The organism is Pseudoalteromonas sp. T1lg88 (assembly GCF_002964765.1).
Lineage (GTDB): Bacteria > Pseudomonadota > Gammaproteobacteria > Enterobacterales > Alteromonadaceae > Pseudoalteromonas.
Map to the genome: position 1 here is coordinate 79,495 of NZ_PQCF01000002.1, position 12,268 is coordinate 91,762.

17 protein-coding genes and 1 tRNA gene are annotated in these 12,268 nt (G+C 49.5%); 9 read left to right on the forward strand and 9 right to left on the reverse strand.

Annotated features, from left to right (window positions below; all coding sequences use genetic code 11):
* Positions 1 to 29: 29 nt before the first annotated feature.
* Positions 30 to 572 carry a SecY-interacting protein gene (gene syd, locus C2M34_RS00935; RefSeq protein WP_105257832.1) on the forward strand — a complete coding sequence of 181 codons (543 nt, stop codon included), beginning with the start codon at positions 30 to 32 and terminating at the stop codon, positions 570 to 572.
* Between the two features lie 2 nt (positions 573 to 574).
* On the opposite strand, the gene C2M34_RS00940 is transcribed toward syd, so the two are convergent.
* The 3 genes from C2M34_RS00940 to C2M34_RS00950 all read right to left on the reverse strand — a co-directional run bounded on the left by C2M34_RS00940 (position 575) and on the right by C2M34_RS00950 (position 1,994).
* A complete protein-coding gene (locus tag C2M34_RS00940) occupies positions 575 to 1,348 on the reverse strand; it encodes a Zn-ribbon-containing protein (RefSeq protein ID WP_105200574.1) in 774 nt (257 codons plus the stop codon).
* Positions 1,349 to 1,350: 2 nt separating this feature from the next.
* Entirely contained in the window at positions 1,351 to 1,617 is a 267-nt protein-coding gene (locus C2M34_RS00945) for a hypothetical protein (protein WP_105200573.1), read from the reverse strand.
* 146 nt (positions 1,618 to 1,763) lie between these two features.
* On the reverse strand, positions 1,764 to 1,994 hold the full coding sequence (locus C2M34_RS00950; RefSeq protein WP_105200572.1) for a DUF2789 domain-containing protein: 231 nt from the start codon (positions 1,992 to 1,994) through the stop codon (positions 1,764 to 1,766).
* Positions 1,995 to 2,062: 68 nt separating this feature from the next.
* Between C2M34_RS00950 and C2M34_RS00955 the strand changes: the two genes are divergently transcribed.
* Positions 2,063 to 2,704: a GNAT family N-acetyltransferase gene (locus C2M34_RS00955; RefSeq protein ID WP_105200571.1), complete on the forward strand. Its 642-nt coding sequence runs from the start codon at positions 2,063 to 2,065 to the stop codon at positions 2,702 to 2,704.
* 539 nt (positions 2,705 to 3,243) lie between these two features.
* Here C2M34_RS00955 and C2M34_RS00960 read toward each other — a convergent pair.
* Together C2M34_RS00960 and C2M34_RS00965 are read right to left on the reverse strand one after the other, a co-directional pair.
* Positions 3,244 to 3,528: a DUF3301 domain-containing protein gene (locus C2M34_RS00960; RefSeq protein ID WP_442792519.1), complete on the reverse strand. Its 285-nt coding sequence runs from the start codon at positions 3,526 to 3,528 to the stop codon at positions 3,244 to 3,246.
* 14 nt (positions 3,529 to 3,542) lie between these two features.
* Positions 3,543 to 4,574: a DUF3549 family protein gene (locus C2M34_RS00965; RefSeq protein WP_105257833.1), complete on the reverse strand. Its 1,032-nt coding sequence runs from the start codon at positions 4,572 to 4,574 to the stop codon at positions 3,543 to 3,545.
* A 103-nt stretch (positions 4,575 to 4,677) separates the two neighbouring features.
* On the opposite strand from C2M34_RS00965, the gene C2M34_RS00970 reads away from it, so the two are divergent.
* The 3 genes from C2M34_RS00970 to C2M34_RS00980 are packed head-to-tail and all read left to right on the forward strand — an operon-like array spanning position 4,678 to position 6,300.
* Positions 4,678 to 5,004, forward strand: a complete 327-nt coding sequence (locus C2M34_RS00970; RefSeq protein ID WP_105257834.1) for a YqcC family protein — start codon at positions 4,678 to 4,680, stop codon at positions 5,002 to 5,004.
* A complete protein-coding gene (truC, locus tag C2M34_RS00975) occupies positions 4,997 to 5,815 on the forward strand; it encodes a tRNA pseudouridine(65) synthase TruC (protein WP_105215611.1) in 819 nt (272 codons plus the stop codon). The genes C2M34_RS00970 and truC overlap by 8 nt, the downstream gene beginning before the upstream one ends.
* Before the next feature lie 41 nt (positions 5,816 to 5,856).
* Complete coding sequence (locus tag C2M34_RS00980; protein WP_105257835.1) at positions 5,857 to 6,300, forward strand: flavodoxin domain-containing protein; 444 nt, start codon at positions 5,857 to 5,859, stop codon at positions 6,298 to 6,300.
* A gap of 65 nt (positions 6,301 to 6,365) precedes the next feature.
* Here the strand turns inward: C2M34_RS00980 and C2M34_RS00985 are convergent, their stop codons facing one another.
* Together C2M34_RS00985 and gloB are read right to left on the reverse strand one after the other, a co-directional pair.
* Positions 6,366 to 7,928: a LysM peptidoglycan-binding domain-containing protein gene (locus C2M34_RS00985; RefSeq protein ID WP_105257836.1), complete on the reverse strand. Its 1,563-nt coding sequence runs from the start codon at positions 7,926 to 7,928 to the stop codon at positions 6,366 to 6,368.
* A 92-nt stretch (positions 7,929 to 8,020) separates the two neighbouring features.
* Positions 8,021 to 8,785, reverse strand: coding sequence for a hydroxyacylglutathione hydrolase (gene gloB, locus C2M34_RS00990; protein WP_105257837.1), 765 nt, complete (start codon positions 8,783 to 8,785; stop codon positions 8,021 to 8,023).
* Between the two features lie 52 nt (positions 8,786 to 8,837).
* Here gloB and C2M34_RS00995 point away from each other — a divergent pair, with 52 nt between their 5' ends.
* Positions 8,838 to 9,611: a class I SAM-dependent methyltransferase gene (locus C2M34_RS00995; protein WP_105215605.1), complete on the forward strand. Its 774-nt coding sequence runs from the start codon at positions 8,838 to 8,840 to the stop codon at positions 9,609 to 9,611.
* On the opposite strand, the gene C2M34_RS01000 is transcribed toward C2M34_RS00995, so the two are convergent.
* Positions 9,588 to 10,385 carry an MBL fold metallo-hydrolase gene (locus C2M34_RS01000; RefSeq protein ID WP_105200562.1) on the reverse strand — a complete coding sequence of 266 codons (798 nt, stop codon included), beginning with the start codon at positions 10,383 to 10,385 and terminating at the stop codon, positions 9,588 to 9,590. The genes C2M34_RS00995 and C2M34_RS01000 overlap by 24 nt on opposite strands.
* A 100-nt stretch (positions 10,386 to 10,485) precedes the next feature.
* Entirely contained in the window at positions 10,486 to 10,950 is a 465-nt protein-coding gene (gene rnhA / locus C2M34_RS01005) for a ribonuclease HI (protein WP_105200561.1), read from the reverse strand.
* 66 nt (positions 10,951 to 11,016) lie between these two features.
* Here rnhA and dnaQ point away from each other — a divergent pair, with 66 nt between their 5' ends.
* The 3 genes from dnaQ to C2M34_RS01015 all read left to right on the forward strand — a co-directional run bounded on the left by dnaQ (position 11,017) and on the right by C2M34_RS01015 (position 12,193).
* On the forward strand, positions 11,017 to 11,730 hold the full coding sequence (gene dnaQ / locus C2M34_RS01010; protein WP_105200560.1) for a DNA polymerase III subunit epsilon: 714 nt from the start codon (positions 11,017 to 11,019) through the stop codon (positions 11,728 to 11,730).
* Between the two features lie 148 nt (positions 11,731 to 11,878).
* A complete protein-coding gene (locus C2M34_RS15680; RefSeq protein WP_158677884.1) occupies positions 11,879 to 12,016 on the forward strand; it encodes a hypothetical protein in 138 nt (45 codons plus the stop codon).
* Between the two features lie 100 nt (positions 12,017 to 12,116).
* Positions 12,117 to 12,193: transfer RNA gene (locus tag C2M34_RS01015), tRNA-Asp, on the forward strand.
* Positions 12,194 to 12,268: the final 75 nt, after the last annotated feature.

Genomic DNA, 12,268 nt, shown 5'->3' on the forward strand with positions numbered 1-12,268 from the left:
TCATTATAACGAATTTACGGAAAGCATGCATGAGTGTAAGCACACAACTCCAACGGGCACTACAAACCCATATCGATAAGCACCAAACCCAGTTTAATTCTAATCCTTTGGCCTATATCGACCCTGAGTCACCTAGTCCGGCGGCCATCAGCGGCACCGAGCAGGGCGAACAAGTACAATGGCAAACTTATGTGCGCGATGATAAGGCGACCTTAAGCGATTTGGCCAAGGCGTTAGAGGTTGAATTCCCGGCGCAATTGGAGCAGCTGTTTTGCAGCTGTTATGGCGGTAACTTGCCGGCGCAAATCGATGGTCACGGTATCGAGCTGTTATTGCCCTGGAATGAAGAAGACTTTGTGCGTTTGCAGCAAAATATTACCGGTCATGTGCTGATGAAGCGCCGTTTAAAGCAACAGGATACTGTGTTTATCGGTTTAACCGAGCAGGACGACCTCTTGCTGACGGTGCGCTTAAGCGACGGTGCCGTGTGCCTTGAATATGTGGGCAAGGAGCCGCACCATGTATTAGCTGAGAATATTGGCGCCTTACTAGACGCCATTGAGGTTGTTTAACCCTATTGGTGATCCCAGGAAATATTCGAGACCAGCTCACAGCTGTCACAACGGAAATCGAATAAGCCAAACCAAGGTTCGGCGAGTGCCCACTCGCCATCACAGCCCGGACAGCGGCGCTGTTGTTCGTGCTGCAGGCTCTCCCCACCAACTCGGTACAAATAGTAGTACACCGGCTTTTTGGTAAGAAAACGAATGCGCTTGCTCAAGTCCAAACCTCGGCGGGTGAGCGAGCTATCGAGCAGGCTCATTTCATCGAGCGCCGCAAATTCTGCACGGGTGGCACCGTTAATCTGCAGTTGGTCGCAGGCCTGCCAGTCTTCTTGCCACTTGATTAAGGTCTTGTAATCGCCATTGGCAATGGCGGGGAGCTTATAAAGTGGCACCGGCAAGAAATCATCGCCACAATACAGCGGGCTGCAGGTATGCAAATAGGTGGTATAGAGAATATAACAGCTCGGCTCGGCGCAGGCGTCGGCACTGTTGGCATGAATATCCTGACCGATCACCTTAACCTTGGGCGCCAGCAGTCCGGCTTCATTAAGTTTGTTGATGGCGTGTTTAACAAAAGGGCTGTGATGCAAGGGGTGCAGCGAGTCTTCTTCTGGGCACATGACCCGAGTAAGAAAGTAGCCCTCTTTTAATACCGTGGGAAATTCGTCACCGATTATCTGCCCATTCGCGCGCAGTGCCACCACCATTTGGTTGATTGCCTGCTCGGCGTCGGCTAATTGAGTATCTTGATAACAGTCAAAGGTTAAATCGGCAACAAACATCTTTATTTCTTGGCTTCTAATAAAGCCAATAGTTTATCAAGTTTTTGCTCAATACGATCCAGTTGCGAAGATTTTTGTTGCGAGATCTGTGTACTAGGTTCAATAACCATGTTCTTGAAGGCTTCAGGGTTATTTTTGTATTGGCTGACCGCAGCGATGATCATCGGCATGGGCACAGGTTCGCTTAACATGGATTTGGTTAGGGCAACGGTAGGGGTTTTGTTTTGAGCCAATAGGGCTTTGATCGCTTCAAACACCACAGGGTTCATTGTGCTAGGTCCTCTTACTGAAAATCGACGCATTATAAAGGCAGATTCGCTCGGGGGCGAAAAATATCCGCGCAGTGTAGTGCGATTTTGCTGAACCCAAACTGTCCGCAAGCCCAGTGCTGGCGCCAAATTCGCCCGGTTACAGCCTAGTGTCTAAGCTGAGCATCAAGAATATCAATGAGTTCCGCCCAATCTGCATCCTCGGCAAGAGATTCACTAATAAAATGACGCTGGGCATTGGACCAAAACGGCGCATCTGCAAGTTTAAGACTGTTATCTAGTTTGTGATTACTAACAAACTGTTCAATCTGGCTATCGCTGCTCGGCAGACCCAATTGATCGAACAGGGTATTCATACTGTGCTTTGAGGTATCCATGAGTTTCTCAATTTTGTTGATAGCAACTATGTTTAAATATAGAACAACAATGATAACAAGGAAATTCTATGTCAGTGACCGTCGAATACAGGGTCAAATACCTTACTCCAGAGGACTTAAACGTAGCCGCCAGCCTGATTTATCAAGCCTATCATAACGACCCATTAATGCGGGAATTGCTCCATGGCCATGAACAGTCAGAGCAACACTACGAAAAGAAATTGCGCGCCTTAATTCGAGAAGAGCTGCATACCTTTTGGCAGGCCAAACAACCTTTGGTGGGGTTATTTGAAGACGACAGGTTACAGGCCATCGCCTGCGTGTTTGCCTCGGCGGCATCCTTGCCGGCCCAGCGTTACTGGCATTGGCGTTTGAAATTAATGATGAGCGCCGGTTACCTGACTACCCAGCAGCTTATTGAAAAAGAGCAAACCATACGTAATGCCTTGCAAACCATGGGTAATTATTTGTTTTTGGCCTTTATTGCCGTAGCGCCGCAAAGCCAACGTCATGGCTTAGGGCATTATCTGTTAAATAGCCTGGATAGCCTGATGCAGGAGGATAATGATCTTAAAGGCATGGCCGTGTTTGTCACCCAACAACCTCATATCGACTTTTTTATCAGCCACGGTTTTGAAGTATTGCAGACATTGCAATTTAGTAAGGTCAGTGGCGAGCTGCTTTTCAAACATAAAAGCAATGGCGTATAGGGAAATTCGCTTGTAGGAAATATCTCACATTGATGTGCGGTATTCCTGTGTTTTACTTTCTAAAAAAGCATCAAAAAAATTTCAATGCCATGATTTTAAAGGTATTTGTTTTTATGTCATTTTAATGACACTGGTTTTGATTGCTTCCTAATGGCTGTATTGGCGGCATTTTTCTCTATCATTATAAGAGTCAGGAAGACAAGGGTGCAGGATGTACCGGGCCAAGGAAGGGATAGAGGCCAACAAAGCAAGGTGTTGCAGGAATAGCAAGGGAATAGACGGTTAGGAAAGCCGTTCAGGGACTGGAGTACAGGAAGTACAGGGAAGGCTTGGAGCCTAGGAATAGCCAAGATGGCAAGTGGACACTTCAGGACGAAGCAGGAATTAGGGCACGGAGTGCTGTCGGTTAAGATAGGTAATCGAACCAGGAAGGTATAAGGACGACCATGGTGGTCAGCGATAGAGGATATCGCACAGGGAAGAGTTAGATTAGGGCGTGACCAGGGTCACGCCTTAGTTTTATGTCTTACATTTGCGCTTTATATTTTGTGTGGCGGAATGTCTTTGCCGTGCAGGCGCTCATTGTCCATATACAGCTTTCCTTGATACAAGCTCTCACCATCGCTCGAAAACTCAAACAGATAAGTGCTACGTATTCCCAACTTACCGTTAGTTAATATACCAATACGCCATTTTAGACAGGCCACACTGACAAGCTGAACACCCAGCTGTTGGCACTGATGCTGCGCATGTATCCGCGCCTGTTCAGCTAACTTGCGCTGATACCAAAATAAGCCGATCACCGCCGCGACCAGCATTAACATCCATAAAGTTGCCACTAAGAGAACAAGCCTCCAATTGCCCGCGACAGCGCTTCAGAGCGTTGCTCGCACCTTAACATGGCTAAGACATGGGGGCGCAGCGTTGGGATTGCAACGAGATCGGCAAAAAGGCTGGCAAAAACAGGCTGTTCGGATTTGATTTGCGCACTTTTCTCCATAAAGGCGGCAAGGCGCTCCGGCGCTTGCAGGTGAGTCCATAAACGCCCGGCGATCACCTGACAAATATCCGCATCTTCAGCCCAGTTCGATGCCAGGACGTCATCGATGGCGGCGCAACAGATGCCAGAAGCAGGAGCAAAGCTGATAGCACGCAGGCTGTCTATCAACAAGGCTTTGTCATTTTTACCTAAGGCATGCTGTATCGATTGCTGTAGCATCTCTGCCACCTGTGTCGATACCTGAGCGTTTTCCAGTTGTGCCGCTAAAGGCTGGCGTACCTCGGCGGGAAGATGTTCCCAAGCGCTGCATAACCGCTGCTCGTTATCGCCTTGGTTTAAGCGCGCGGCAAAATCCGCCAGCCCTTGCACCGCTATGCTTTGCCACTGCTGCCAACCCAGTTTACCGCTGAAATACAGCTGCGTGTGCTCATAATACTGAGATGCACTTTGGCGTAGCTCTACCTTAATATGCGCATTAAAGGCTGCGCGCTTATTGGCATTGGGGGTAAACACATAAGGGTTGTTGTCGAGCTTGCTTTGCTCTTTTTCATCACCCAGTAATTGAGTCCCCACGGCTTCTAGCACCATGTTGGCGAAGTGATCGCGACTGGCGGAAACCAGTTTACTTTGCTCATCCAGTGGCAACTTTAAAAACCACACATAGGGCTCTGCGGAGGCCTTGGCATCCCAGAATTGTATGGCGAGTAGGGCATGCTGTGCCAAAGGGAAAGGATAAGCCTGCTTGGTTGACTCGATATCGGCAAAGGTGGCTTTATCTAGTTTCTGCACGCGACGGCCAATGTCGTACACCCGCCAGGTAGTACCTGCGGCGTCGAGTAGCTCGGCTAGGGTGGCAATATTTGCAGTCATGGGCTGCTCCTGGAAATAAAATTCCGCAAATTATAGGCATATTGCGTCATCAACCCAAGGGAAATGCTATTATGGCGGCTGCTAAATTTTTTTAATTCCTAGTATGTACGATAAAACCGCGTCGCTGTTACAGCAGCTAGAAACTCAATTACAGGCACATAAATTGTGGCAAGCCGAACCCATAGATGCGCATTTGCTGCACTCTGGACAGCCCTTTTGCGTCGATACCCTGCGTTTTGAGCAGTGGTTGCAGTTTGTCTTTATCGTAAAAATGCGCGTCTTGGTACAAAATCGCGCCGTGCTGCCAAGTAGCATAGCGCTGACACCCATGGCCGAGGTACAGTGGCCCGGACGTTACTTGGACCTACATAAGGTGCTTACTGCTTTGGATCAGCATTTAAGTCACGATGCGGGTGGCACTTATGAGTGAGCAAACACAGTCGCATGAGATTGAGGTGCTGCCGGTTGAGCCCTTGGAGATCCTTTATCGCGACGAGCATTTTATTGCTATCAATAAGCCGTCCGGCTTGCTGGTGCATCGCTCGCCCATAGACAAAAGAGAAACTCAGTTTGCGATGCAAATGCTGCGCGACCAAATAGGTCAGCATGTTTACCCTTTGCATCGTCTCGACAGGCCTACTTCAGGCGTCTTGTTGTTCGCCCTTAGCAGCGAAGCGGCGCGGGATGCGCAAACTTTGTTTAGCGACAAGCTGATCTGTAAACGTTATTTGGCTTTAGTACGTGGCTTTGCACCAGAAGATAGGTTTATCGACCGGCCATTAAAAGAAAAGCTAGATAAAATTGCCGATAAGTTTGCCGACACCAATAAAGGGCCGCAAGAGGCGCAAACTCAGGTGCATTGCCTGCATCAGGCAAGCTTGCCAGTAAGCCTAGGGAAATTTCCCAGTGTGCGTTATTCGCTGGTGGAGTGTTGGCCGAAGACCGGGCGCAAGCATCAGATCCGTCGTCACCTTAACGGCATTAACCATCCCATTATTAATGACGTAAACCACGGTGATAACACCCAAAACCACTTTTTTATTGACCATTTCGACTGCACCCGCCTTATGCTGTTTGCAACGGATCTGTACTTTGTGCATCCTTATACGCAAACAAGAATTCATATTCGTGCGCCCCTTGGCGAGCAGGCTTTGGCAATTTTTGCACGCTTGGGCTGGCCGCAAAGCGAAGAAAGTTATTATACCAAGGCTGTTAGCATGATGTTTAGCTCGCTAGAATGATTAGCTATTTAAGTGAATTGGTATTATGTAAAGGACCATAAATGGCAACCATAAGTATTTTTTACGGCAGTGTGTATGGCGCCGCCGAACGTCTTGCCGAAACCCTCAGTGCTCATATTAACGAGTTGGGCGGCAGTGCTAAGCTAGTAGATAACCCTCAGGTGGAAGATATTATTGCCGCCGAACAGATTTTGGTGGTCACTTCGACCACGGGGCAGGGCGACTTGCCGGATAACATCTTGCCACTGTATTTAGGTTTGCAAGATCAGTTTCCGCTACTGGGTGCTAAACCTTGTGCAGTGATTGCCCTTGGCGATAGCAGTTATGGCGAGACTTTTTGCGGCGGTGGACGCCAGTTTGAAGAGCTCCTTATTGAGCTACAAGGCAAGATTATCCAACCACGCTTGGATATTGATGCCATGGTTGATTTTGAGCCCGAGCCTGTCGCTCTGTCTTGGGTGGAGCGCTTGGTAGCGCAATCTTAAGCAGGTAATAAACTACTCTTTAAATTAAAAAAAAGCGCTCAAGGAGCGCTTTTTTCGTTCATAAATTACCCGCGTTTTACATCGACAATCAGTTTGAGTTTTTGCCCAGGCTGCAGGTATTTTTTGCTGTCCAGTTTATTCCACTTTTGAATGTCGCTGACGCGCAGACCAAACTGCGAGGCGATACGCGAGAGGGAATCACCACGGCGCACCTTGTAGGTGATGGTGCGGTTAACACTTTTAACGGCCCCCGAGTTGGCCGCCTGGCGAATTTTTAACTTTTGTCCCAGGCGCAGCACCGCATTGTCTTTAAGGTTATTCCAGGCTTTAAGCTGGGCTACTGTCACATCATATTCGCGACTGAGATCCCACAGGGTATCGCCGGATTTCACCGTATGGCTTCGGGTCACACTTGAACCGCCATTAACAGCCAAACGTACACGCTCGGGTAGATGGGCGGCACCCTGGTCCGATAAGGGGATCATCAGGGTCTGGCCGACGCGGATATTGGTGGACGATAAGGAGTTAAGGCTTTGAATGGCTTTAACATTGGTGTTGTGCTTGCGGGCAATCAAGGACAGGCTGTCGCCGGAGCGCACAGCATACTGTTGCCAGCGCATGCGGTCTTTGAGTTGTGCCGTCGCCAGACGCTTCTCGAAGCGCTCTATGCTATCGAGCGGCAGTAATAAATGATGTGGCCCTTCAGGGTCGCTGGCCCAGCGGTTAAAAGCTGGATTCAGGCGGTATAGCTCCGACAAGGAAATGCCCGCCATTTTTGCTGCCATCTCAAGATCGATTTGCGTACCGGCATCGACGCGGTCAACGACCTGGGCGTTAACGATTTTATTCCAACGTACACCAAACTCATCCTGACGCTTTAGCAAGTCGGCAAGGGCCAACAGCTTAGGCACATAGGCGGTGGTTTCTTTAGGTAGCTCTAAGGACCAGAAGTCGGTAGGTAAGTGTTTGCGACGGTTCTTTTTAATGGCGCGCATCACCCGGCCTTCGCCCGAGTTATAGGCGGCGATGGCGTTAAGCCAATCGCCCTCAAGGGTTTTGTGCAAATATGACAGGTAATCTAGAGCCGCGCGCGTCGACTCGGGAATATCGCGACGACCGTCGTACCACCAGTTTTGCTTTAAGCCGAAACGCTTGCCTGTTTGCGGCATAAATTGCCAGATACCACTGGCGCTGCGATGGGAGTAGCCATAGGGGTCAAAGGCACTTTCAACTATGGGCAGCAGGGCGATTTCGATGGGCATCTGCCGCTTTTCCACTTCTTCAACTATGTAGTAAAGATACGGTTCGGCGCGTTGTGAGATGCGATCCAGATAGGCTTGATGACGGGCATAATAATTACGCTCGGTCACCACAGGGCGATTTTGTGGTATGTCGATAGAGAGCTGGAAGCGAATGCGCTCCCATACATCATCAAAAACGGGTGCCGGCTCTTCGCTGTCGGCCTCAAGCTGCTGCCCATCATCGAGCAGATCTAGGGTGAGCGCTTCACTTATTTCTTGCGGGCTGGCGCCATTATCCGGTAATTGTGCCACCGGAGTGGTCTCGGTTGCCGTACAGCCCGTTAATAGTGCCAACAACAATGCCAGCGAATAGGTAATCTTGTTCATGAACCGTTAATTTTTGCAAAAACTGCGCGCATACTAGCAAAAAGTTATGAGCGTAGACAAATTTTGCACAGTTTGCCGAGCTCGCAATGGCCTTAGAAGTTATCCTTCCAGGCGCGCAGGGCGGCAAACTTGGCCGCCGCATCGTCCTGTTGTGGCCGATATTGCGGGGGAAGGGCGCTCAGGGCTATTTCATCGGCACGCAAAAATGGATTGATGCGTTTTTCCAGGCCTATGGTGCTCGGCAAGGTGTTTAGATCCTGCTCACGCTTGGCCTCGACCTGGCGCTTGTAGACTAAGACATCGGCATTATTGGGCTGACTGGCAGCAGCAAACTGCATATTGGCCTGCGTATATTCATGGGTGCAATAAACTTGTGTGTTGTCATCTAATGCCCGAAAAACCTGCATTGATTGCCACATCTGCTCGGCGCTGCCTTCAAACAGACGCCCACAACCGCCGCTAAACAGGGTGTCACCGCAGAAAACCAGGCCGACTCCGATATAACAAATATGATCAAGCGTGTGTCCCGGGGTGGTACGAACTCTAAAGTCGTATCCAAGCACGCTTAGCGTATCGCCGTCGCCAAGCGCGACATCGACATGGGTAAAGGGACTGTTTTTAGGCCCGTACACTGTGATTTGTGGATAGGCCTGTTTGAGTGCCTCCACCCCTGTGGTGTGATCCCAGTGATGGTGGGTAATAAGGATGGCGGCCAGAGTTTTGCCTTGCTCCTTAAGGTAGTCAAAAACCGCATCTGCAAGGCCTGGATCGACGACCACTACCTGTTTATTATCGCTACCTTGTAGCGCCCAAATATAATTATCCTTGTAGGCTTTTATTGCCTCTACTTGCACCATGGGCCATTGCTCTATATCGTTAACATATTCATTAGTATAACGAGCTAATTGTGTGAAACCAGCACTGAGTTTGCAAAGACATCCGCCGCCCCATGCCTGGGGGCAGTTTCCTCATGGCGAGTATCTGCAAAGCGATATTGAACGCAAGATGCAGCCTTGGCTGGAGCGCATGTTTGGCTATCACCTGTTGAAAATAGGTGATCTCAGCGTGCAATTGGATACTTCCGCCAGTCCCATCAAGCACCAGGTTGGAGTGGCGGCGCGTACGCCAAAGGCCGGGGTGATTGCCGAGGTGGATGAGTTGCCCTTTGCCGAGGGCAGTGTTGATGCCTGTGTTTTAAGCCTGTGCCTGGAATACAACACAGATCCCCACCATATACTCAGGGAAGCCCATCGCACCCTGATAGCCGGTGGCTATATAGTTATTACCGGTTTTAATCCTCTTAGTTTCTGTGGCTTAGCCAGTTTGATGCCTTTTAGCCGAAAAAAATTACCCTGGAGCGGTCGTTTCTTTACCCCCTCAAGGGTTAAAGACTGGCTGGATTTACTGGGGTTTGAATTGGTTGCCGAGGAGCGTTTTTTGCACGCCTCTTTAGCGCGTGGCTCACGGTTATCCCGCTTTGCTCGCTGGCGCAGCTTTTGCCGTCATTATCTAAAACCCATGGGCAGTGTCTATATGCTGGTGGCGCGCAAAAGAGTGACACCTTTGACGCCAATCAAACCCAAGTGGCAGGCTCGTCCAACCTTTAAGCCTGCCATCAAGGGAGTGGAGGTGAGTCGCCGAGGACGTACCAACAAAACCTTAAAGGACCAGCGCCCCCTGTAGATTAAAGGGCACGGCGATATCCATCAGTCTTGGCTTGTTCAGGCTGGCATCTCGCAATTGGCGTTGGGCGATAAAATCCTCTTTGTGCTGTTGCAAATGCACATTTGCCTGGCGTTGCTCTAAGATAGTACTGTGGCAATCCAGGGCGCGGTCATTGGGCTGATAATCATGACAAACCCACACCTTGGTGTGCCCGGGTAGGGCCAGCAGGCGAGTGATGGAGTCATACAGCTGTGCTGCACTGCCATTGGGAAAATCGCAACGGGCGCTGCCGGAGTCCGGCATAAACAGGGTGTCGCCAATAAACACCTGATTATTGCAATAGAGGCTAATGCCATCGGGCGTGTGGCCCGGGGTGGCAATAATCTCAATATTCAGGTCACCCAGAGCTAAAATATCGCCGTCTTTAACATGCACATCGAATTGCGAGCCATCGGTGGCGCAGTCCAGTTGATAGATGGGTTTCAGGGTTTGTTGCACTTCGGTGATATGCTCGCTGACCACGATTTTCCCGTGACTGTGCTGGCGCAGATAGGCGCAGGCGCTGAGGTGATCGGCATGAACATGGGTTTCAATGATCCATTGCAGTTGTAACTGATGCTTATTGATATAAGCCAGCAGCTTGTCGGCGCTGCTATAGCTGAGGGTATGCGACTCGCTGTTATAGTCGGCGACGGCGTCTATCACCGCCGCGACCTTAGTATGGGCGCAATAAAGAATGTAACTCAGGGTGTTACTGTCATCATGGAAAAAGGGAATGACCTTGAGTGACATAGTTATTCCAAAATTAGTTATAAGTTATATCCATTCGTTATATAACATTCACACCCTTGAGTAAAGTTAGCCTCGGCTAACGGCGGCGGCATCTTTGGGACTAACCTTGGTAGCCCTCATCCACCAATAAATTATGGCTCATGGCCGCGTCACGGGCTAAATCATCAACGATTTCATTTTCATCATGGCCGCTGTGACCCTTTACCCAGTGCCAGCTTACCTGGTGCGCAGTACGAGCTGCATCAAGACGTTGCCATAGGTCGACATTCTTTACCGGCTGTTTATTGGCGGTGCGCCAGTTACGCTTCTTCCAATTGTCTATCCAACTTTCAATGCCTTGTTTGACGTATTGGCTGTCGGTGGTGATATCGACATGACAGGGGCGTTTAAGGGATTCAAGGGCGACAATGGCCGCAAGTAGCTCCATACGATTATTGGTGGTGTTCTTATAGCCCTGGCTGAGCGTCTTTTGATGTTCTCCGTAGCGTAATAACACGCCGTAGCCGCCCGGTCCGGGATTACCTAAACAGGAGCCGTCGGTATAAATTTCTACGCTTTTTTGCACGCTTTACCTTGTTATTATGTACAATGTCCGAAGCAGCAAAGATAGCAAATATGAGCGTAAACTGATATGGCGCAAAGACAAATAGTCCTAGATACCGAAACCACGGGCATCAACCCCAAAGACGGCCATCGCATTATAGAAATAGGCTGTGTGGAATTGGTTAATCGCCGCCTGACCGGCAATAACTTTCATGTTTATATCAATCCGCAACGGGGTATCGAAGACGAAGCCATAGATGTACACGGTATCACCACCGAATTTCTAAAGGGTAAGCCCTTGTATCATCAGGTAGCCGATGAGTTTCTTGACTATATTCGCGGTGCTGAGCTTGTCATTCATAATGCGCCGTTCGACGTCGGCTTTATGGATCACGAATTTGCCCTGCTTAATCGCGGCCTGCCAAAAACCGCGGACGTCTGTGAGGTTCTCGACACCCTGGTTATGGCCCGAAATATGCACCCGGGTCAAAAGAACAGTTTGGATGCCTTATGTCGTCGCTATGATATAGATAACTCAAAGCGAACCTTGCACGGCGCCTTACTGGATGCCGAGATCTTGGCCGATGTTTACCTGGCCATGACCGGGGGCCAGAAAAAACTGAATCTAGCGCAAAATAACGAACAACAAGACAGTGCCAACAGCGGCGGTATTATCCGCCTATCGAGCGATCGAGCCCCGCTTAGTGTGATACGCGCCAGCGAAGCTGAGCTGGCTGAGCATGAAGAGCGTTTGGACTTGGTCGCCAAAGAGGGTGGCAGCTGTTTATGGCGTGGTGAATAAATACCAGGCTTTTACAACAAGGATGTGCAGGATAACGTGCCTTCTTTGTTATCCGCAGGCAATGAGTTGCGCTAGCGGGTGCCGGGCAAGTTGATTATTTGTTGATCGGTACCTGTTTCGTCGTGTTTTCGCTCTGAAAAAGCCACTAATGTCAGGTGCTAATTTGCTGTTTTGGTGGAAAAAACAACAAGGCTATATCAGTGCTTTACAAGCAAACTTAGGTAAAAATGGCTCAAAAAGTGATAAATCAGGTGAAATTTTAAACCTTTCGATGCCAGATGACTAAAAAAGCCTTAAAATTTCAAAAAAACTGTTGACTCACCAAGGGGTGATTCGTATCATTCACGCCGCTGTCAGGGCAGAGTCCTGAACAGTTTGGATAAAGCGGAGTGGTAGTTCAGTTGGTTAGAATACCGGCCTGTCACGCCGGGGGTCGCGGGTTCGAGTCCCGTCCACTCCGCCAATTATCCCAGTTTGCTTACTCTGTGGAGTGGTAGTTCAGTTGGTTAGAATACCGGCCTGTCACGCCGGGGGTCGC